Source organism: Actinomycetospora aurantiaca (assembly GCF_037401875.1).
GTDB classification, from domain to species: domain Bacteria; phylum Actinomycetota; class Actinomycetes; order Mycobacteriales; family Pseudonocardiaceae; genus Actinomycetospora; species Actinomycetospora aurantiaca.
The window spans coordinates 1-19095 of sequence record NZ_JBBEGN010000010.1 but is presented as its reverse complement, the minus strand read 5'-3'; the positions used below and the strand labels follow the sequence as shown (position 1 = coordinate 19095).

The window sequence follows — 19095 nt, the reverse complement described above, 5'->3', positions numbered from 1 at the left end:
GACACCCTCCGGTAACCTCGTCACCGTTCGGGCCCATAGCTCAGTTGGTTAGAGCGCGTCGCTGATAACGACGAGGTCGATGGTTCAAATCCATCTGGGCCCACTCCCACCTCACGACGAAGGGCCCCGGAGCGTCTGCTCCGGGGCCCTTCGTCGTTCACGGGAGCGGTGGCGATCAGCCGGAGAAGGCGGCCGCGGTGCTGCCGTTCTTGCCGCGGGCCTCCCAGGCCTCCACGACGTTGTTCGGGACGCGTCCGCGGTCGGACACCTCGAAGCCCTCGGTCCGGGCCCACTCGCGGATCTGCTTGGAGGTCTCGCGGTCGTACCCGCCGGGCGAGGTGGCCCGCGGGGTGCCGGTGCCGGCTCCGCCGGAGGCACGCCGGCGGCCGCCACCGGTCGCGGCGCGGCGCCCCCCGGTGCGACGGGCGGCGGCGACGTACTGCGCGAGAGCGTCCCGCAGTTCGGCGCTGTTCTTGTCGTCGAGGTCGATCTCGTAGGTCACACCGTCGAGCGCGAACTCGACGGTCGTGATGTCCTCGGACTCCTCACCGGTCAGGTCGTCCACCAACGTGACGACGGTCTTCTGGGCCATCTGGCGGTACTCCTCGGCTCGCGGGGGAAATGCGACCGGAAACTGATCCGGTGTGTATTCACGCTATCAAGAATTCCCACGAACGCGAGCACCCGGGGTGATGTCACCCGACGGTGGCGCAGAAATGCGTCCCACGCCACTGTCGAGATGCGACGAGTGCGTCAGTTCCGCTTCGGCAGTCGGAGTCCGGTGAATTCGCGGGTCCGTGCCGTGAGGGCCTCCTCGGTGGGCAGGCGCTCCATGCTGCTCGCCCCGTAGAAGCCGTGACAGGTCCGGGCACGCTCGAGCACGTAGGCGGCGTCCTCGGGAGCGGCGACCGGTCCGCCGTGGACGAGCACCAGGACGTCGTCGCGGACCTCCCGCGCGGCGGCCGCCCAGTCGTCGGTCAGGGCCACGCAGTCGTCGAGCGACTTCGCGGTCTCGGCCCCGATCGACCCGCCCGTCGTCAGGCCCATGTGGCAGACGACGACGTCCGCGCCGGCCCGCGTCATCGCCCGCGCGTCGTCGGCGGAGAAGACGTACGGCGTGGTGAGCAGGTCGTGGGCCCGCGCGGCCGCGACGAGGTCGACCTCGTGGCCGTACCCCATCCCGGTCTCCTCCAGATTCGCCCGGAAGGTCCCGTCGATGAGCCCGACGGTCGGGAAGTTCTGGATGCCGGCGAATCCGAGGTCGGCGAGTTCGCGCAGGAATCGGTCCCGCAGCAGGAACGGATCGGTCCCGTTGACGCCCGCGAGCACCGGGGTGTCCCGGACCACCGGCAGGACCTCGGCGGCCATCTCGACGACGATGTCGTTGGCGTTGCCGTACGCGAGCAGACCGGCGAGTGACCCGCGGCCGGCCATTCGATAGCGGCCCGAGTTGTAGATGACGATGAGGTCGATGCCGCCCGCCTCCTCGCACCGGGCCGACAATCCCGTTCCGGCGCCGCCGCCGACGACCGGTTCGCCGCGGTCGACCTTGTCCCGCAGCCGCTCCAGGATCTCCTCGCGCCTCATGCCTCTCCGCTCTTCTGGTCGTGTCCGGTGAGCTCGTGCAGGTTCTGCACGAGCGTCCGGGCGAACTCCGGGTCGTTCACGTGCAGATCGGTCTCGATCAGCCGCCGGTCGGTGGTCGCGTGCAGTTCCGCGCGCAGGGTCTCGACGAGGGCCTCGGTCGCCGCGGGGTCGGCGAAGGGGCCGCCCTCGACGTCGAGGGCCGACACCCCCCTCGTCGGGACGACGAGCCGGACCGGCCCCTCGCACGCGTTCAGGGCGCCGGCGAGGAAGCGTGCCGCCGACCGGCACTCGTCGGGCGTGGTGCGCATCAGGGTCACCTGGGCGTTGTGCTCGTAGAGCGTCCGGTCGCGGTAGTGCTCGGGCACCGTGTCCGGCGCGCCGAAGTTGACCATGTCGAGGGCCCCGACGCTGCCGACCCACGGGACCCGCCGTCGGGCGATCGCCCCGAGCCGGTCACGGTCCGCGGCCATGATGCCGCCCGCGACCAGGTCGGCGATCTCGGTCGTGGAGACGTCCACGACCGCCGAGATCAGCCCGTCGTCGACGAGCTTCTCCATCGCCCGCCCGCCGGTGCCGGTGGCGTGGAAGACCAGGCAGTCAAACTCGTCGGAGACCTGCTCGGTGACCGCCGTGACGCACGGCGTGGTCACACCGAACATCGTCAGGCCGAGGGCCGGACGGTCCACGGTGTCGACCGGCGGGGCCGACAGCGCCCCGGCCAGGGCGTGCGCGGCGTTGGACAGCACGACCCGGCTGATCCGGTTGAGCCCCGCCACGTCGGTCACGGAGTACATGAGCGTGATGTCCGACGACCCGACGTAGGGCGCGGTGTTCCCGGACGCCACGGTCGAGACGACGATCTTGGGGACGCCGACCGGGAGCCGCTGCAGGGCGGGCGTGACGAGGGCGGTGCCGCCGGAGCCCCCGAGCGCGAGCACGCCGTCCGGCCGGCGCGGCGGCAGCCACCGCTCCAGCGCCTCGGCCATCGCGGCCACCGAGGTCCCGCGGTCGCCCGTGAAGGCCTCCGGGCCGGCGACCTCGCGCGGGGTCACGTCGGCCCGCCGCGCGCCCGGGTCGGAGGTCCCGACGTCGACGGTGGTCACCTCGTGGCCCGCGGCGCGGACCAGGTCGGCGACGTGCGTGAGCTCGTCGCCCTTCGTGTCGAACGTGCCCACCACGTAGGCGTGCGCCATGGAAGGACCTCCTGACCTCGGTGTCGTGCCCGGAGTCCTATCGCACTCGGCGCTCCCGTGCGGCTGCTAGCGTGGGTGCGGTGAAGAAGCTGGTCGTGCTCGCCGCAGCGGCGTACGGGGTGGTCCACCTCGTCCGGCGCAAGCAGCAGGAACGTCCGGCCGCGGAGGTCTGGCGCGAGGCGACCCGCGCCTCGTAGGCCCTCCACCAGGGGACATAGCTCAATTGGCAGAGCACCGCCTTTGCAAGGCGGGGGTTAGGGGTTCGATTCCCCTTGTCTCCACCCCGTCGCCCCGCGCAGCACCGCGAGGGCCCCTGACTCGTCGAGGCCGGAGACGGCCGCCTGCAGCCACAGGCCGTTCACGACGGCGGCCAGGACGTCCCCCCGGCGGGGCGTGACCCGCTCGGCGAGGCCGCGCAGCGCCGCGTCCCAGCGGTCGACCTCCGTACGCAGGTCGTCGCGCCGGGCGGCCAGCAGGAACAGGTCGTACTCGGCGACCAGTGCCGCGCGGCCCGACGAGGCGATGAGCGCCGCCAGCCCGCCGAGGGTCGACACCGCCTCGAGCTCCGCGAGGTAGCGGTCGTTCACCTCCCGCAGCGTGCTGACGAGCAGGTCGTCCACCGACGCGAAGTGGTACATGACCGCGCTGGCCGGCACGCCCGCCTCGTCCGCGACCCGGCGCTGGCTGATCCCGGCGAGCCCGTCGCGGGCGATCACCCGCAGCGTGGCGTCCAACAGTTCCCGACGGCGGGTCGCGCCGCGGCGGCGCCGGCCGTCGGTGATGGTCTCAGGCACGGTGGACGCCACCGAGCTCCAGGGCGAGCACCCCGGCGATCACCAGGCCGATCCCGCCGACCTGCACCCACGTGAGCGACTCGCCCAGGAACAGCGCGCCGATCACCGCGATCGCCGCGACCCCGGTCGCGGCCCAGATCCCGTACGCGACCCCGACGGGCAGGCCGCGGGAGAGCGCCTGCGAGAGCGAGAAGAACGCGACGCCGTAGCCGACCACCACGACGACGGAGGGGATCAGCCGGCTGAAACCCTCCGAGACCTTGAGCGACACGGTCGCCGCGACCTCCGCCACGATCGCGACCGCCAACCACACCCACACGACGACCTCCTGGAGCGACTGCTCCACAAACTACCGGAGCGATCGCTCAGGAAGGTCGTGCGCGTCGTCACGCCGTCCGGCGCATCCGCAGTCCGCCGAGGGCGGTGAGCGCGACGATCACGGCGATCCCGAGGAAGCCGCCGCCCAGCCCGAAGCCGGCCGCGATCAGGCCGGTGAGGAACGGGCCGCCCGCCTCGCCGAACTCGCGCCCGATCTCGGCCGAGCCCATCGTCTGCCCGAGCCGCTCGGTCGGGCTCGACGCCGCCAGCACCGCGAACGCCACCGGCGTGATCACGGCCGTGCCCGCGCCGATGACGACCGCGGCGACCAGCAGCCCCACGAGGTGCCCGACGACGGCGGGCAGGGCCAGGCCGAGGGCCGTGAGCAGGGTCCCGACGACGAGCGCGGTGCGGTCCGGCATGCGGCCGGCGTCGCGCAGCCGCCCGACCACGGGTTGGGAGACGGCCGCGACGACCGCGAGCACCGAGACCGCCGCCCCCGTGGCGACCGGCGACAGGCCGTCGGCCGCGCCGACCAGCGGGAGGAAGCCGACACCGCAGGAGAGCGCCGCGGCGCTGGAGGCCAGCGCGAGGGTCGGGGGCAGGAAGCCGGGATCGGCCAGGCCGCGCAGCGCCTGGCCCAGTCCCTGGCGCCGCCGGGGGAGGGGTGGCGGCGACGGCACGACGACGACCGCCCACACGAACACCGCGACCGCGAGCACCGTCAGGACCGTGAACAGCACCGGATAGCCCCCGAGGGCCACCAGGACGCCGCCCAGCAGCGGGCCCGCCGTGTAGCCCAGACCCTTCCACGCCCCGTAGCTGCCGAAGGCCCGGCCCTGCCCGCGCTGCGGGGCGATCCGCCCGATGAGCGCCCCGGCCGACGGTGAGAACGCCGCGGCCGCGGCGCCCTGCGCGAACCGGGCGACACCGAGCAGGGCGGGGTTCCCGACGAGCACGAACGCGGCGGAGGCGACCGCGAACGCGAACAGCCCGCCGAGCAGCACCGGACGCAGCCCGACGTGGTCGGCGAGCGCCCCGAACACCGGCTTGAGCACGATCTCGGCGCCGTCGTAGAGGGCGAGCAGGATGCCGAGCGTCAGCAGCTGCTCGTCGAGGTCGCCGGTGAAGCCGAGGTTGGCCGCGATGCCGTGCGAGCCGAACGCCGTCACGAACCCGGCCGCGTAGAGCGGGACGAGCGCGGCCCGGGGTGCCGACGATGAGGTGCCGGTCGACCCGTGCGCGCCGTCGCTCACGGGCCCATCACACCAGGCCCGTCACCTCAGGCCGAACCCTGTGGCTGTGCGATGTTCACCAGCCAGGTGATCCCGAAGCGGTCGCGGCACTGCCCGAACTCGTCGCCCCACATCTGCTTCTCCAGCGCGACGTCGACGGTGCCGCCGTCGGCGAGCTTGTCGAAGTAGCCGCGCAGCTCGTCGCCCTGGTCGCCCGACAGGCTGATCGACACGGACGCGCCGTGCGGCGGGTCCATGCCGGGCGGGGTGTCCGAGCCCATGAGGACGAAGCCGCTCGGGGTCTCCAGCTGGCCGTGCATGACCTTGGTGGCCTCCGGGCCGTCGCTGCCCATGTCGCCGAAGGTCATGACGTTCAGCGTCCCGCCGAAGACGTCCCGGTAGAACTCCATGGCGTCGCGGGCGGAGTCGTCGAAGTGCAGGTACGGGTTGAGGTGGGTGCCCATGGACCGATGTTAGCCAGGTCACAGTCCGCGACGGAGGGCGGACGCGGCGTCGCCGGGGTGAACGACGCGGGAACGGCGGCCGGGACGACGACGGTGGCGGAGACCGGCGACGGTCCGGTCGAGGCCTGCCGCAGCAGCGCGAACTCGACCGCGGCGGCTGCGAGCACGAGGACGACCGCCACCACCACCAGGACGGTCGTGCTCCCGCGTCTCACGGTCCGGATTGTGCCCGATGGTCACCTTTGCGCGCGTGCGGGAACCGGTCGGTACGTGCCGAACGACCAGGTGTTGCCCTCCGGGTCGACGACGGCGAACTCCCGGGAGCCGTAGTCCTGGTCGGTCAGGCCCATCGTCACGTCGCCGCCGGCCGCCACGACCCGGGCGTGGTGGGCGTCCGGGTCCTCGAGGACGAGGTAGAGCACGGCGCGGCCGGTGTCGAACGGGTCGTCGGGCCGGCGCGGACCGAGCAGGATCGCCCCGTCGCCCCAGAACAGCTCGGCGTGCCCCGGGGAGACGTGCCCGGCCGTGAGGCCGAGGACGTCGGTGAGGTGGGCGGCGAGGGCGGGGACGTCGGCGCTGCGCAGGGTGGGGATCAACATGCGGCGATCGTGGCCCGGCCGGCCGGTGCCCGTCTTGGACGTCGGGGACATGCCCGTCAGCCGCGGACGACCTCCGCCGGGTCGACCGCCACCCCGGCCCACTCCGCCACGTACGCGCGCGGCGAGCAGCCGGCGAGGGCGGCGAACTCGCGGTCGAGGTGGGCGTGGTCGGCGAACCCGCACGCGGCCGCGATGTCGGCGATCCGCGGCGGGGACGGCCGGATGCTCCCCGGGGGCGGCACCAGCAGGTCGGCCGCACGTCGGAAGCGCAGCACGCGGCCCGCCGTCGTCGGGGACAGCCCGACCTGGGCGGTGAACCGCCGCGTCAGGTGCCGCCGGCTCCACCCGACGTCGGCCGCGATCCCGCCCACCGGGGCCCGGCCGGCCGATCGCTCCAGCAGTGACCAGGCGCGCCAGACCTCCGGGTCCGCGCCCCGCGCGCGGTCCAGCCGCCGGACGAGGGCGTCGACGACCGCGTCCAGTCGCACGGACCAGTCGGGCAGGGCGGCGAGCCGCGCGGGCAGGCGCCCCCAGTCCGGGTCGAGCGCATCGAGGGGCACGGCGCCGGGCAGCGACGTGCCGAACAGCCGCAGCGCCCCGACCGGCGTGAGGTCGGCCTGGATGCCGCGCTGGCGCCCGTGGAACTCGGTCAGCGCCGTGGCGTCGGTCAGGCCGCCGACGAAGGCGCCGAGAGCGTTCCCGTCGACGCGCAGCGGGTCGCCGAACCCCACGACGAGCGTGCACGTCGCGGCCGGCGCCTGCCGTCGCCGGACCGGGGCGTCGGCGGACTCGTCGTAGGCCACCAGCCGGCGCACGACACCGCGCAGGGCGGACGGCACCGGGGCGAGACGGAACACGGGAGGAGATGATGCCGCTACGGTGCGCCGCGTGTCCGCCCCCGAGCCGGTCCGCGACGCGGTCCGCCGCGCCCAGGAGTGCCAGCCGACGCTGAACGCCTTCGTCACGATCGGCGCGGACCTCCCGCCGGTACCGACGGGCGAGGCCCCGCTGCGGGGCCTGCCGATCGCGGTCAAGGACGACGTCGGGGCGGCCGGACAGGTCGCGGGCACGGGGAGCCGGGCCTTCACGACGCCCCGGACCGCCGACGACCCGTTCATGGCCGCGGTGCGGCGCGCCGGGCTCGTCCCGATCGGTCGCACCACGCTGCCCGAGCTCGCGGCGTTCGGCGTCACCGACTCGGCGGCGCACGGCAGCACCCGCAACCCGCTCGCCCTCGGGCACACCCCGGGCGGGTCGTCGGGCGGGTCGGCCGCGGCGGTGGCGGCGGGCGTCGTGGACCTCGCGACCGCGGGCGACGGGGCCGGCTCGATCCGCATCCCGGCGGCCTGCTGCGGGCTGCCCGGGTTCAAGCCGACCACCGGGACGATGCCGGGGTCCTGGACCGAGGAGCCGGACGACCCGTCGTCGCCGCTCCCCGGCGGCTGGTGCGGGCTCGCGACGACGGGCTGCCTCACCCGGGACCTGGCCCTGGCGGCATCGTTCTACGACGCGGTCGGCCGCTTCGACGAGCCGCTGCGACCGGCGCTCGACGCCGAGCCGGGACGCCTGCGGATCGGCGTGTCGGTGGATCCGCTGCCCCTCGCCCCGGCGGTGCCGCTGGACCCGCACGTCGGGGGCGCGGTCCGGCTGGTCGCCGACCGGCTCGCGGCCGCGGGCCACCGCGTCCGGCCGGTGCGCATCCGGGCCGACCGGGCGCAGGCCGCCGCGCTCGCCGTCACCACCCGCATCCTGCGCGGGCTGGCCGCCGCCGCCGCCGCGGCCGACCACCCCGAGCGGCTCGAGCCCCGCATCCGCGACCTCGTGCGCGCCGGGTCGCTGATCGGGGACCGGGCGGCCGTCGCCGCCGTGGCGCACGGCCGCCGGCTCGGCGGGCGGCTGCTCGACCAGCTCGGCGTGGACGTCCTGCTCACCCCGACGATGCGGGGGCCGGCGCCGCGGGTGGACCGCTGGGGCGGCCCCGGGCGCAACGGGCTGCGCACGCTCGTCTCGATGGGCCGCTTCTACGCGCACACCCCGCTCTACAACCACACCGGGCAGCCCGCGGTCTCCCTGCCGGTCGACACGGGCGAGCGTCTCCCCATGGCCGTGCAACTCGCCGCCGCACCCGGGCAGGACGCGCTGCTGATGTCCCTGGCGGGTCAGGTGCTCGCGGCGCACTCCGCGGGGTGGGACTCGCAGTAGGGCGTCATGCCGGGGAAGCGCCCGCGGTGGTCGGCGACCCAGCGGTACACCCGCTCCTGGAGCCCCGCGGTCGCCCGGTACACCGTCGACGGGACGCGCGTGCCCGTGACCGTGTCGAGCAGGGCGTTGACCGCGGCCGCCCCGCCGTGGCGGACGCCGTCGGGACCCCGGTACTGCACGGCGTCGGCGCAGGTCGCGGCGTCCGTCCCGATCGACTCGGGCACGCCCGGCTCCTGGTAGGGGCGCATCTCGACCCGACCGCGACGGTCGAGGGCACGGGCCCAGCCGACGCTGCGGGTGCAGAAACCGCACCTGCCGTCGAAAACCAACAAACCGTCAGCCATGACTCCTAGGATAGGTTGCCGACATGAGCAGGCGTGTGGTGATCATCGGCGCCGGGTTCGGCGGCATCGGGGCGGCCATCGAGCTGCGGGCCCACGGCTACACGGACGTCACGATCCTCGATGCCGCCGACGGCATCGGCGGGACGTGGCTCGCGAACACCTATCCGGGCGCCGCGTGCGACGTGCCGAGTCACCTGTACTCGTACTCCTTCGCCCAGCGGCGGACCTGGTCGCGGCTGTGCTCCCCGCAGTCGGAGATCCTCGCGTACCTGCGGGCCGTGGCCCGGGAGCACGGGGTCGACGGTCTCGTGCGGCCGAACACGAAGGTCACCGCCTGCGCGTGGGACGACGACGCCCGCCTCTGGCGGGTCACGACCGAGGCCGGCGACGAGTACACCGCCGACGCCGTCGTCATCGCGACCGGCCAGCTCGCGCAGCCCTCGATCCCCGGCATCCCCGGGCGGGAGGACTTCGCGGGCCGGGAGTTCCACTCCGCCGAGTGGGACCACGAGCACGACCTCACCGGCCGGCGCGTCGCCGTGATCGGCACCGGGGCGAGCGCCGTGCAGTTCGTCCCGGAGATCGCCCCCGTCGTCGGGAGGCTGTCGGTGTTCCAGCGGACCGGCAACTGGTTCCTGCCCCGCAAGAACCTGCGCTACCCGCGTTCGGTGCGGGCGCTGCTGAAGGTCCCCGGCGTGCAGCGGGTGCGCCGGTGGGGCCTGAAGCGGCTCTACCTGGAGTCGTTGACGGCCTCGATCCGCAACCCCCGCACCGTGGGGCCGGTGCTGCGCCTGAAGTCCCAGATCTTCATGCGCCACCAGCTGCGCGACCCCGAGGTGCGCCGGAAGGTGTGGCCGGACTACACCTTCGGGTGCAAGCGGGTGCTGTTCAGCTCGTACTGGCTGCCGGCCCTGCAGCGCGAGAACGTCGAGGTCGTCACGGACTCCGTCGAGCGCATCGAGCCGGAGGGCGTCCGGACCAAGGACGGCCGGCTGCACGAGGTCGACACCATCATCTGGGGCACGGGCTTCCGGACGACGAGCTTCATGTTCCCGATGGAGGTGACCGGACGCGACGGCCGGTCGCTGCGCGCGGAGTGGGCGAGCGGCCCGCACGCGCACCTGGGGATGACGGTGCCGGGCTTCCCGAACCTGTTCGTCATGTACGGCCCGAACACGAACACCTCGGGCGGGTCGATCATCGTCTACCTGGAGGCGCAGGCCCGGTACGTGCGCACCGCGCTCGAGGAGGCCGACCGGCGCGGCGCCGCGGCGGCCGAGGTCCGCCCCGACGTGGAGGCGGCCTCGGACGCCGAGGTGCAGGCCCGGTTCGGGGGCACGGCCTGGCAGGCGTGCGACTCCTGGTACCGCGACGAGTCCGGCCGCATCATCACCAACTGGCCGGGCTACATGATCGAGTACGAGAAGGCCACCGAGGCGATCGACCCGGACGAGTACGTGTGGCTGGAGCAGAAGGTGGCGCGCTGACCGGTCACATGCGGGGCTGGCCGTTGGAGGCGCCCAGCCCGCCGTCGACCGGGACGTGGGCGCCGGAGACGAAGCGGGCGTCGTCGCTCGCGAGGAAGGCGATGACGTCGCCGACCTCGGCCGGCTCGGCGGGCCGGCCGAACGGGATGCGGTCGCGGAACTTCGCCATGACCTCGTCGTCCGCGCGGACGCCCTCGCTCATCTCGGTGGCGGTGAGCGAGGGGTGCACGGCGTTGACGCGGACGCCGTCGGCGCCGTGGTCGAGGGCCATCGCGTTGGTCAGGTTGACCACGGCACCCTTGGCGGCGTTGTAGGCGGCCATGCCCCAGTCGCCGCCGGTGCCGGACACGGACCCGACGTTGACGATGCTGCCGCGGGTGGCCCGCAGGTGGTCGATCGCCGCCTTGGAGGCGTGGAAGACGCCGTCGACGTCGGTGGCCATCACCTCGCGCCAGGTGGCGGCGTCGAGGTCGGCGACGGTGCCCGGCCGGGCGATCGCGGCGTTGTTGACCAGCGTGTCGAGCCGGCCGAACTCGCGGGCGACCTCGTCGATCAGGTGCGTGATCGCCTGCTCGTCGGAGGTGTCGCACGTCCGCGCGACGACCGTCGAGCCCGCGGGGGCGTCCGCGACGGTCGTGTCGAGCTTGTCCTGCGAGCGCCCGGCGACGACGACGGTGGCGCCGTCCGCGGCGAAGCGGTGGGCGGCGGCGGCCCCGATCCCGGACCCCCCGCCGGTGACGATGACGACCTTGCCGGTGAAGCGACCCATGCCGGCGGGTCCCCGGCCGTCCGCGGGGCGGAACGCGGGCGCCGGTCACACGGCCCGTCCACAGGAGTTGTCCACAGTGGGGACCGAATGACACCCGTGTAGTTCATCCACAGGCGGCGTCCACAGTGTGGATGACACCGCTGTCGTTCGCGCCGGCGGCGCGCGGTCGGGCTACTGTCGCGCCGGTGAGGCGACGCGTGACCATCGAGCTCAAGTCCCCGGCCGAGATCGAGCTGATGCGCGAGGCCGGGCGGGTCGTCGCCCGGTGCCTGGCCGCCGTGCAGGACGCGAGCGCCCCCGGCGTGACCCTGAAGGAGCTGGACACGGTCGCGCACGACGTCATGAACGACCACGGCGCCAAGCCCGCGTTCCTCGACTACCACCCCCGGTTCGCCCCCTCGCCCTACCCGGGCGTCATCTGCGCGAGCGTCAACGACGCGGTCGTGCACGCGATCCCGGGCTCCTACCGGCTGGCCGACGGCGACCTGGTCAGCATCGACATCGGCGCCTTCGTCGACGGCTGGTGCGGTGACGCGGCCGTCAGCTACGTCGTGGGGACGGCCGATCCCGAGGACCTCGCGCTGATCGAGACCACGACGGAGGCCCTCCACGCCGGCATCGCCGCGGCCCGCCGCGGCAACACGCTCGGCGACGTCGGGGCGGCGATCGCCGGGGTCGCGCGGCCACGGGGCTACGGGATGCTCGCCGACCACGGCGGCCACGGGATCGGGCGCGCGATGCACGAGCAGCCGCACGTGCCCAACGAGGGCCGGCGGGGCAAGGGCCTCAAGCTCCAGCCGGGGCTCGTCATCGCCATCGAGCCGATGCTGCACCGGGGCGGGGAGGACGACTACCGGCACGACCCGGACGGCTGGACGCTCCGCACCGCCGACGGCAGCCGCGCCGCGCACGTCGAGCACACCGTCGCCATCACGAAGGACGGGCCGCGGGTCCTCACCGAGCCGTGAGCCCGGGCTGGTTCCACGTCCGGCCCGTCGCGCGGGGCGTGTGGCTCCTCGCCGAGCCGTCGCACGTCAACTCCTGGCTGGTCGCCGGGGACGACCGGGCGGTGCTGGTCGACTCGGGCCTCGGGATCGTGCCGATCCGGCCGGTCGTGGAGACCCTCTGCGCCCTGCCGGTCGACGTGGTGAACACCCACCGGCACCTCGACCACGTCGGCGGCAACGGCGAGTTCCCGCGGGTCTCGGCCTTCCCGTCGGCGACGACGACGGGGGTCGACCGGGCCGAGCGCGCGTCCTACCTGAGCTGGATGCGCGAGGTCCTCGCTGCCGCGGCGGCGTACCGGCCGCTCGACGACCGGTACTTCCACCTGCTCTCCGCCGACTCGGACCCCCGGCCGCTCCCCGACGGCATCGAGCGCTGGGTCGACCCCGGCCCGCCGTCGGGACCCGAGCCCTCCCCGCTGCGCGACGGCGACGTCGTGGAGCTCGGCGGCCGCACCCTGACCGTCCTGCACACGCCCGGCCACAGTCCGGACTCGATCTGCCTGCTCGACGACCGCGACGGCGTGCTGTTCGCCGGCGACACCGTCAACACCGGGCCGGTCTACGCCCAGGCCGCGGAGTGCGACCTCGCCGCCTTCGCCCGCTCCACCGCCCGCCTCGCGGCGCTGGCGTCGGACGTCTCGCTCGTCGCCATGGCGCACTTCGGCCGCGGGGTGGCGGAGCCGGCGTACCTCCACGAAATCGCGTCGGCGTTCCACCGGCTCGCGAGCGGTGACCCGACGGTGTCCTACCGGCCCGCCCGCGACTGCGAGGGCGACGAGGTCCGCGAGGCCGTGTTCGACGCCTGCTCGGTGTACCTGCCGGTCGTCGAGTGAGCCGTCACGACTGCGTGGCGCCCGCCCGCTCCCGGTGCGCGGACTCCCAGTCGGAGTCGTCGCGCCCGGTGTCCTGACCCGACCTGGACTGCGGACGGCGACGGACCCCGCGGCTCTCCACCCGGTGCAGCTGCCCCTCGCCGTCGCGACCCCAGTGTGTGCCGTGCGAGTCGGTGAAGCGCATCTCGGGAACGGCCGGGGCGGAGTACAGCTCCTCGCGCGACACCTCGTCGGCCCCGAAGGGCAGCGACCGCACGGCGTCGTGGTGCGGCGGCAGCAGCGCGAGCTCCACCGAGTGCTGGTCGTCGCTGGAGGGCAGCGAGAACAGGCAGCGCACGTTGAACACCGGCGAGTCTCCGCCGTTGTGCACGCAGAGCACGTAGTCCTCGTCGCGGTCGTGGTTCGCGCCGTCGTCGAGCCAGGACGCGACGCCCTGCGCCTGCTGCTCCTGGCGCACCTCCACGGAGTCCTTGCGGTTCAGGAGCATGATCCAGACGTAGGCGGCGAAACCGAGGAGCGATCCGGCACTGCCGATCGCGGACACCCACTGGGCGATGGTCTGGGAGCTCATGGGCGAGCAGGTGCCCAGCGCGCGGCCGATCTACCCACCGCTCGCCGACGCGCCCCGCATCCGGTCCTGCCCTAGTCTCCGCAGCCATGCCGACGACCAGCGCGGGCCCGCCCGCCCCCACCCCGCCCGGGGCCGACGCGACGCCCGGCACCGTCGTGCGCTGGACCTTCGACGTGCTCAACACCCACCACGCCGCGCCGCTGCGCGCGGTGTGGACCGACGAGACCCGGGAGCGCATGCCGGGCGCCACCTACCGCGGCGCGGACGAGATCGAGGCCTACTTCTCCGGCCTGTTCGCCGCGGTGCCCGACCTCACCCTGACGATGCAGTCGATGGTCGAGCAGGGCGAGGAGGTGTTCGTGCGCTGGACCCTCACCGGCACGCACACCGGGGCCGCGCTCGAGGGGATCGAGCCGACCGGGAAGCGGCTCGACATCGACGGCGTCGACCACTTCACCGTGCGCGACGGGGTGATCGTGTCGAACTTCGTGATCTACGACCAGATGCAGTTCGCGCGTCAGCTCGGGTTGTTGCCCGCGGACGGGTCCCGGCTCGACGTCGGGCTCAAGTGGGGGCACAACCTGCTCGCGCGCCTGCGGGGCTGAGCCCTACTCGACCTTCTTGCGTGTGCGCCCGTGTGTGCCGCCGCGCCCGCGGAACTCGACGCCCGCGTCGACGAGCAGCCGACGGACGCGGCCGATGCTGTAGCCGGTCTCGGCGCAGATCTCACGGATGCTGGCGCCCTTCTGGTAGCGCTTCAGCAGCTCGCCGGACAGCTTCTCGCGCTCGCTCCCGGTCACCCGCTGGTTGCGCGCCAGGTCGGGGGTCTTCGTCATGGCGGCATTCTCACCGAGCGTGGCCGTCGAGCGCCAGAACTCTTTGACACTGAGCTGACAAACGGTCGAGATAGGCGTCCGAACGACGCTTCGTGCTCACCGTTCGCGCAAAGGGGTGACCCTTCGTGTCAGCGTTCGGTCGGCGGGGCCGAGCGGTAGGCGGGGTACTGCCGACCGCGCGGCGTGACGTCGTCGGCCGACTCGGCGCCCCAGACGGTCCAGCCCGGCCGCGGGTAGCGGGCGAACATCTCCAGGTACGGCCCCGGCGAGCACTCCTCGATCACCTCGTAGGCCTCGTCCGGCTTGCGGGAGTGCTCCCGCTTCACCGTCTCGATCATGTTCACCTGACGCCGGGCCGGCGGCAGGGTCCGCATCGACCCGCGCACACCGAACAGGATGAGCTCGGTGACGTTGCGGAAGTAGAACCCGACCCCGCGTCCGTCGGGGCCGCCGTCCTTGCGGCGCTTGGCCCAGACGAGGTTCGAGACGTACCGGAAGCCCCAGCCCTGCATGACGGCGAGCCCCTCGGGCAGCAGGGCGTTCGGCACCCAGAGGTAGAGGTGCGCGTTGTCGGCCACGACGTCGGCGACGGGGAGGGCCGCGATCTCGGCGGCCGTCATCGTGTCGTAGCGGTCGAGCCGGCGGTGCTCGGGTGCGACCTTGCCGGTGCGGTTGGAGAACCGCCACGGCGGGTCCGCGTACACGCACGGCCAGCCGCCCTCGACCGTCGGCAGCGGGACGGCCTCGACCGGGGCGACGTCGGCGCGCAGCGGGTCGGCGCGGCGGGGGGCGCGGTCGAGCGGGGGAGCGGTCACGGGCGGCACGGTAGCGAGGGGGTCCGACACTCTCGGGGCGTCGCTCATCCGGACCACCCCTCGAGCACCGGCTGGTCGTCGCGCAGGACCGGCAGGGTGCTCCCTCCCGTCGACCCGGACCCGTCGTCGGGAACCCAGCAGCGGGCGCTGATCGCGACGGCGAGCAGCGGGCACCCCCCGGCGTCGCCGCGGGTCATGCGCGACTCCAGCTTGCCCAGGTGCGTCGTCGTGGACGTGGAGAAGCGGCTGCGCACCTGCTCGTCGGACTGGCCGGCCGCCCGGGAGAGGCGGCGGGCCAGCTCGCGCAGGTCGTCGTGGGTGCGCGTGAGCAGGACCGCCCCGTCGATCAGTCCGGCGTCGTAGAGGCTGCGGTAGGCGCCGATGTCACGGTCGAGGTTGCCGTCCTTCGCGTTCCACTCCACGTCGAGCGCGACCCGTCCCTTGACGTTGTCGACTTTGTACCCCTCGTTGCGCACCTCGTCGGTGCGCTCGACGATCTCGTGCTCCCCGGCCGGGGCCCACGGCTGGACCTGCAGCACCGACCGGACCACGGTGTCGACGCGACCCTCCCGCCAGCCCCGCCCGCGCAGGTCGGCGTTGAGCCGGGCGGCGAGCTTGGACTCGTTGCCCCCGGCCTCGATGAGGTCGACGGTGCCGAGGGTGAAGGCGGCCAGGACCGCGCACAGCTCGGCGAACTCCTGCGGCGCGGTCGCGGCCAGGATCGCGGCGGCGTTGCGGGTCTCCCGCAGCTCGAAGCGCCCGGAGAGCTCCGCGAGCACGGCGAGTGAGCCGCCGGGCACCGCCTGCGACCAGCTGTGCGTGAGCTCCACGGTCGGACAGTGTCCCAGGTGGGCCGTTCGCTACGTTCCCCGAGGACGCGCGGAGGACGGAGGGCCGGATGACCACGACGCCGGCCCGCGGACTCGCCCGACCCGTCGTCGCGACGGCGGGTGCGGCGCCGGTCGCGTGGCGGGAGGTCCTCGCGATCGCCGCGGCGGTCGGCGCCCTGCTCGCCGTCCTGTCCACCCGTTACGGGCTCTTCGGCGACGAGTACTACTTCCTGTCCGCGGGGGCGCGGCCGAGCGCGGGGTACGCCGACCAGCCGCCGATGCTGCCCCTGCTCGCGGCGCTGCTCGACCACCTCGCGCCCGGCGACCTGTTCGTCCTGCGCCTCCCCGCGACGCTGCTGACCGCCGCCGGCACGGTGCTCGCCGCGCTGATCGCCGCGGAGCTGGGCGGCGGACGGCGGGCGCAGGTGCTCGCGACCGCGGCGACCGCGATCAGCCCCTACCTGCTCGAGACCGGGCACCTGCTCGCCACCTCGACCGTCGACCCGTTCTGCTGGGCCGTTGTGTTGTGGTTGCTGGTGCGCTGGATCCGCCTCGACCGCGCCGGGACCCCCGACGACCGGCTGCTGCTCTGGCTCGGCCTCGTCGTCGCGGTGGCCCTGTTCGACAAGGTGCTCATCCCGGTGCTCCTCGTGTCGGTCGCGGTCGGGGTGTGGATCGCGGGTCCTCGGCGGCTGTTCGGCCGACCGCTGCTGTGGATCGGGCTGGCGGCCGCCGCCGCGACCACCGTCCCGACCCTGATCTGGCAGGCGCAGCACGGCTGGCCGCAGCTGCGGATGGGTTCGGTGGTGGCCGGGGAGTCGTCGCTGTTCGGGGACCGGTGGCAGTTCCTCCCGCGGGCCCTGTACTACGCCGGGCTCGCGCCGGGCGCAGTGCTCGTGGTGGTCGGGGGATGGGCGCTGCTGCGGTACGCGCCGTTCCGGCCGTGGCGGGCGCTCGGCTGGGCGGCGCTGCTGGTCACGGCGCTGCTGCTCGCGGCGGGCGGTCGCCCGTACTACCTGTCCGGGCTGTACGCCCTGCTGCTGGCGGCCGGGGCGGTGGCGGCCTGCGCGCTGCCGGCCGAGCGGGGTCGCTGGTGGCGCTGGACGCTGCGGCCCACCGTCGTCGTGGTGAGTGCGGTACTCACCCTGCTGTGGGTGCTGCCCGTCGGGCCGTCCTCCTGGAGAGCGGCCCACGAGTTCGCGACGATGGGTCAGGTCGGGTGGGGCGACCTGGCCGCCGGCGTCGCGCGCCAGTACCGGGCAGTGCCGCCGGGAACGGCGGTCGTCGCGTACTCGTACTGGTACGCCAGCGCACTGGAACGGGAGGGACCGGCCCACGGGCTCTCCGCGCCCGTCCACTCCCCCCATCGCGGCTTCGGGTACTTCGAGGTCCCGCCCGGGTCCGTGGACGCCCTGCTCGTGGGCGACGTGCGGTGGGCGGAGCAGTTCTGTGCCCGGTTGGTGCCCCTGCCGACGTACGTCGGGCCGCGGGTCACGCCGGTGAACGACCGGGTCCCGCTGGCTCTGTGCACGCCCTCCCGTCCGTGGGCGGAGGCGTGGCCGTCCCTGCGGTACCTGGACTGACCGGGGCGTGACTGTCGGGGGTTCGTACTAGTGTTCGAATCGTGACGGTGACCGAGCAGGGTGTCGGGGTGGGGTCGTTCGACGACCCGCTGCCCCCGGTCCCGCTCGGGAACCCCGCGGACTGCGTCGGGCAGGACGTCGAGCGGGGGCTTCTCGCGTGGCAGGCGCGGTTGAACCACACCGCCTGGCGGCGGCTGCGGTGGCTGTGGCACACCGCGCGGGCTCGGGCGGACCTGCTGGTGCGTGGGGAGCCGGACGCGCGGGCGGTCGCGGTGGCGGTGGGGTGGTCGGTGTCGATGGCCGCCGCGCGCCTGGAGCTGGCCGAGGGGGCGTTGGAACGGCTGCCGCGGCTCGGGGAGGCGATGCGGGTCGGGGACCTGGAGGAGCCCAAGGCCGGCAAGTTCGTCGTCGGGCTGCGCGACGTCACCGACGCCCAGGCCCGGACGGTGGTGGATCGGCTGGTCGACCAGGCCCCGCGGTTGGGGGTGTGGGAGCTCGAGCAGGCGATCGCCGCGGCGGTCAAGGACGTCGACCCGCTAGGGGCGGAGAACCGGCGCAACGCCGCGGTGGCCCGCGCGCGGGTGACCGCGCGGACCGCACCGTCGGGAGCGGTGGAGATCCACGGCTGGGATCTGGACCCCGTCCTGGCGGTGCCCGCCTACGAGCGGGTGGAGGCGCTGGCCGAGGAGGTCGCGCGCCGACTCACGGCGGCGGGGCAGGACGTGGCGGTGGGGCGGGTGACCGCGCAGGTGTTCATGCGGCTGCTGCACGGCTGCCCGGCCGGAGCCGACGACCTCGCGATCGTCGAGTACGTCACCGCCGAACTGACCACCCCACCCCCGTACGACCCCGACGACGGCACCGGCCCCGACGACGACCCGGACGACGACACCGGCCCCGACGACCCAGACGGCCCCGACGACGGCGGGCCTGGCGACGGTGGGTCGGACGGGCCCGATGCGGACGGCGGCCCCGGCGATGAGCCCGACAGTGACGACGGCCCCGGTTCTGGCGACGGCCCCGGACTGGACGGCCCCGGCCCGCGCGGTGCGGACGAGCCGGACGACCGCCGGGAGGACAGCCGGGACCGTGGGCCGGACCTCGACGACCTCGACCTCGGACGGGGCCCCGGCCAGCGCTCCGGCGTCGCTGCCTCGCAGGGCGGCTCGGACGGCTCGATTGGTGCCGGTGGCTCCACCGACGGTGGACCGGGCGGTGCCGATCGCCCCGCCGGACACCGGCCGGACCTCGACATCCCGGGCCACACGCCCCACACCAACGCAGGAAGCACGAGGACGACCCAGAGCAGCCGGCGTGCGGAGGACCAGCTGGACCTCGACCACGGCGCGGCCCCCGACCAGCCCGACCAGCCGGACCGGCCGGAGGACCCGGACCCCCCGCCGCCACGAGGGTGGCATCCCGGCGACCCACCACCCGACCCGCCGCCCCCGCAGACTCCCGACCCACCAACCGGCGGGCGGTGGACCCTACGCGGACTGAGCTTCGCCCCGCGGACCCTGCGTCTGCCGCTGGCGACCGTGCTCGGCCTGTCCTGGGCCCACGGCCGCCTACCCCTGGGCGCCCTGACCGGCCTCGACGCCCACCACCTCGCCTGGGCCCGCACGTGC

The 19095-nt window shown here is 74.3% G+C and carries 23 protein-coding genes and 2 tRNA genes; 10 read left to right on the top strand and 15 right to left on the bottom strand.

Features of this window, described 5'->3' with window-relative positions; genetic code table 11:
* The first annotated feature begins 29 nt into the window (after positions 1-29).
* Positions 30-103 (top strand) — tRNA-Ile (locus WCD74_RS19420).
* A 72-nt stretch (positions 104-175) separates the two neighbouring features.
* Here WCD74_RS19420 and WCD74_RS19415 read toward each other — a convergent pair.
* From WCD74_RS19415 to WCD74_RS19405, 3 genes are all read right to left on the bottom strand, one after another.
* On the bottom strand, positions 176-592 hold the full coding sequence (locus WCD74_RS19415; protein WP_337696522.1) for a histone-like nucleoid-structuring protein Lsr2: 417 nt from the start codon (positions 590-592) through the stop codon (positions 176-178).
* A 161-nt stretch (positions 593-753) separates the two neighbouring features.
* Positions 754-1587: a phosphoenolpyruvate hydrolase family protein gene (locus tag WCD74_RS19410; RefSeq protein WP_337696521.1), complete on the bottom strand. Its 834-nt coding sequence runs from the start codon at positions 1585-1587 to the stop codon at positions 754-756.
* Entirely contained in the window at positions 1584-2780 is a 1197-nt protein-coding gene (locus WCD74_RS19405; protein WP_337696520.1) for a Tm-1-like ATP-binding domain-containing protein, read from the bottom strand. The genes WCD74_RS19410 and WCD74_RS19405 overlap by 4 nt, the downstream gene beginning before the upstream one ends.
* Positions 2781-2860: 80 nt before the next feature.
* Between WCD74_RS19405 and WCD74_RS19400 the strand changes: the two genes are divergently transcribed.
* Entirely contained in the window at positions 2861-2977 is a 117-nt protein-coding gene (locus WCD74_RS19400) for a DLW-39 family protein (protein ID WP_286050895.1), read from the top strand.
* 11 nt (positions 2978-2988) lie between these two features.
* Positions 2989-3061 (top strand) — tRNA-Ala (locus WCD74_RS19395).
* Here WCD74_RS19395 and WCD74_RS19390 read toward each other — a convergent pair.
* The 6 genes from WCD74_RS19390 to WCD74_RS19365 all read right to left on the bottom strand — a co-directional run bounded on the left by WCD74_RS19390 (position 3035) and on the right by WCD74_RS19365 (position 7047).
* On the bottom strand, positions 3035-3574 hold the full coding sequence (locus WCD74_RS19390; RefSeq protein ID WP_337696519.1) for a TetR/AcrR family transcriptional regulator: 540 nt from the start codon (positions 3572-3574) through the stop codon (positions 3035-3037). The two genes, WCD74_RS19395 and WCD74_RS19390, sit on opposite strands and share 27 nt — an antisense overlap.
* Positions 3567-3893 carry a DMT family transporter gene (locus WCD74_RS19385; RefSeq protein WP_337696518.1) on the bottom strand — a complete coding sequence of 109 codons (327 nt, stop codon included), beginning with the start codon at positions 3891-3893 and terminating at the stop codon, positions 3567-3569. Before WCD74_RS19385 ends, WCD74_RS19390 begins: the two co-directional genes overlap by 8 nt.
* Before the next feature lie 67 nt (positions 3894-3960).
* Complete coding sequence (locus WCD74_RS19380; protein ID WP_337696517.1) at positions 3961-5148, bottom strand: MFS transporter; 1188 nt, start codon at positions 5146-5148, stop codon at positions 3961-3963.
* 26 nt (positions 5149-5174) lie between these two features.
* Positions 5175-5591, bottom strand: a complete 417-nt coding sequence (locus WCD74_RS19375) for a VOC family protein (protein WP_337696516.1) — start codon at positions 5589-5591, stop codon at positions 5175-5177.
* Between the two features lie 236 nt (positions 5592-5827).
* Positions 5828-6190, bottom strand: coding sequence for a VOC family protein (locus WCD74_RS19370; protein ID WP_337696515.1), 363 nt, complete (start codon positions 6188-6190; stop codon positions 5828-5830).
* Between the two features lie 56 nt (positions 6191-6246).
* Positions 6247-7047, bottom strand: coding sequence for a helix-turn-helix domain-containing protein (locus tag WCD74_RS19365; protein WP_337696514.1), 801 nt, complete (start codon positions 7045-7047; stop codon positions 6247-6249).
* A gap of 31 nt (positions 7048-7078) precedes the next feature.
* Here WCD74_RS19365 and WCD74_RS19360 point away from each other — a divergent pair, with 31 nt between their 5' ends.
* Positions 7079-8392, top strand: coding sequence for an amidase (locus WCD74_RS19360; protein WP_337696513.1), 1314 nt, complete (start codon positions 7079-7081; stop codon positions 8390-8392).
* On the opposite strand, the gene WCD74_RS19355 is transcribed toward WCD74_RS19360, so the two are convergent.
* Entirely contained in the window at positions 8350-8736 is a 387-nt protein-coding gene (locus WCD74_RS19355) for a thiol-disulfide oxidoreductase DCC family protein (protein WP_337696512.1), read from the bottom strand. The genes WCD74_RS19360 and WCD74_RS19355 overlap by 43 nt on opposite strands.
* Positions 8737-8759: 23 nt before the next feature.
* Here WCD74_RS19355 and WCD74_RS19350 point away from each other — a divergent pair, with 23 nt between their 5' ends.
* Positions 8760-10223, top strand: coding sequence for a flavin-containing monooxygenase (locus WCD74_RS19350; RefSeq protein WP_337696511.1), 1464 nt, complete (start codon positions 8760-8762; stop codon positions 10221-10223).
* A 4-nt stretch (positions 10224-10227) separates the two neighbouring features.
* On the opposite strand, the gene budC is transcribed toward WCD74_RS19350, so the two are convergent.
* A complete protein-coding gene (gene budC, locus WCD74_RS19345; protein WP_337696510.1) occupies positions 10228-10992 on the bottom strand; it encodes a meso-2,3-butanediol dehydrogenase in 765 nt (254 codons plus the stop codon).
* A gap of 185 nt (positions 10993-11177) precedes the next feature.
* Here budC and map point away from each other — a divergent pair, with 185 nt between their 5' ends.
* Together map and WCD74_RS19335 are read left to right on the top strand one after the other, a co-directional pair.
* Positions 11178-11960, top strand: coding sequence for a type I methionyl aminopeptidase (gene map / locus WCD74_RS19340; protein WP_337696509.1), 783 nt, complete (start codon positions 11178-11180; stop codon positions 11958-11960).
* Positions 11957-12832, top strand: a complete 876-nt coding sequence (locus WCD74_RS19335) for an MBL fold metallo-hydrolase (protein ID WP_337696508.1) — start codon at positions 11957-11959, stop codon at positions 12830-12832. The genes map and WCD74_RS19335 overlap by 4 nt, the downstream gene beginning before the upstream one ends.
* Positions 12833-12836: 4 nt before the next feature.
* On the opposite strand, the gene WCD74_RS19330 is transcribed toward WCD74_RS19335, so the two are convergent.
* Complete coding sequence (locus tag WCD74_RS19330) at positions 12837-13403, bottom strand: hypothetical protein (protein ID WP_337696507.1); 567 nt, start codon at positions 13401-13403, stop codon at positions 12837-12839.
* An 86-nt stretch (positions 13404-13489) separates the two neighbouring features.
* Here WCD74_RS19330 and WCD74_RS19325 point away from each other — a divergent pair, with 86 nt between their 5' ends.
* The gene (locus WCD74_RS19325) at positions 13490-14008 is read left to right on the top strand and encodes an ester cyclase (RefSeq protein ID WP_337696506.1); all 519 of its coding nucleotides are present in this window, start codon (positions 13490-13492) and stop codon (positions 14006-14008) included.
* 3 nt (positions 14009-14011) lie between these two features.
* Here the strand turns inward: WCD74_RS19325 and WCD74_RS19320 are convergent, their stop codons facing one another.
* From WCD74_RS19320 to WCD74_RS19310, 3 genes are all read right to left on the bottom strand, one after another.
* Complete coding sequence (locus WCD74_RS19320; RefSeq protein ID WP_337696505.1) at positions 14012-14239, bottom strand: helix-turn-helix domain-containing protein; 228 nt, start codon at positions 14237-14239, stop codon at positions 14012-14014.
* 128 nt (positions 14240-14367) lie between these two features.
* A complete protein-coding gene (locus tag WCD74_RS19315) occupies positions 14368-15054 on the bottom strand; it encodes an MT-A70 family methyltransferase (RefSeq protein WP_337696504.1) in 687 nt (228 codons plus the stop codon).
* Positions 15055-15098: 44 nt separating this feature from the next.
* Complete coding sequence (locus WCD74_RS19310; protein WP_337696503.1) at positions 15099-15884, bottom strand: BglII/BstYI family type II restriction endonuclease; 786 nt, start codon at positions 15882-15884, stop codon at positions 15099-15101.
* A gap of 68 nt (positions 15885-15952) precedes the next feature.
* On the opposite strand from WCD74_RS19310, the gene WCD74_RS19305 reads away from it, so the two are divergent.
* Together WCD74_RS19305 and WCD74_RS19300 are read left to right on the top strand one after the other, a co-directional pair.
* A complete protein-coding gene (locus WCD74_RS19305; RefSeq protein ID WP_337696502.1) occupies positions 15953-17467 on the top strand; it encodes a glycosyltransferase family 39 protein in 1515 nt (504 codons plus the stop codon).
* A gap of 41 nt (positions 17468-17508) precedes the next feature.
* Positions 17509-19095: DUF222 domain-containing protein (locus WCD74_RS19300; RefSeq protein ID WP_337696501.1), on the top strand; the 1587-nt coding region annotated here is incomplete at its 3' end.

Coding starts and splice junctions, on each gene's coding strand:
- WCD74_RS19370 (WP_337696515.1), bottom strand. CDS start 6,190: ATGTTGATCCCCACCCTGCGCAGCGCCGACGTCCCCGCCCTCGCCGCC.
- WCD74_RS19325 (WP_337696506.1), top strand. CDS start 13,490: ATGCCGACGACCAGCGCGGGCCCGCCCGCCCCCACCCCGCCCGGGGCC.
- WCD74_RS19405 (WP_337696520.1), bottom strand. CDS start 2,780: ATGGCGCACGCCTACGTGGTGGGCACGTTCGACACGAAGGGCGACGAG.
- WCD74_RS19330 (WP_337696507.1), bottom strand. CDS start 13,403: ATGAGCTCCCAGACCATCGCCCAGTGGGTGTCCGCGATCGGCAGTGCC.
- WCD74_RS19415 (WP_337696522.1), bottom strand. CDS start 592: ATGGCCCAGAAGACCGTCGTCACGTTGGTGGACGACCTGACCGGTGAG.
- WCD74_RS19320 (WP_337696505.1), bottom strand. CDS start 14,239: ATGACGAAGACCCCCGACCTGGCGCGCAACCAGCGGGTGACCGGGAGC.
- WCD74_RS19350 (WP_337696511.1), top strand. CDS start 8,760: ATGAGCAGGCGTGTGGTGATCATCGGCGCCGGGTTCGGCGGCATCGGG.
- WCD74_RS19305 (WP_337696502.1), top strand. CDS start 15,953: ATGACCACGACGCCGGCCCGCGGACTCGCCCGACCCGTCGTCGCGACG.
- WCD74_RS19355 (WP_337696512.1), bottom strand. CDS start 8,736: ATGGCTGACGGTTTGTTGGTTTTCGACGGCAGGTGCGGTTTCTGCACC.
- WCD74_RS19375 (WP_337696516.1), bottom strand. CDS start 5,591: ATGGGCACCCACCTCAACCCGTACCTGCACTTCGACGACTCCGCCCGC.
- budC (WP_337696510.1), bottom strand. CDS start 10,992: ATGGGTCGCTTCACCGGCAAGGTCGTCATCGTCACCGGCGGGGGGTCC.
- WCD74_RS19410 (WP_337696521.1), bottom strand. CDS start 1,587: ATGAGGCGCGAGGAGATCCTGGAGCGGCTGCGGGACAAGGTCGACCGC.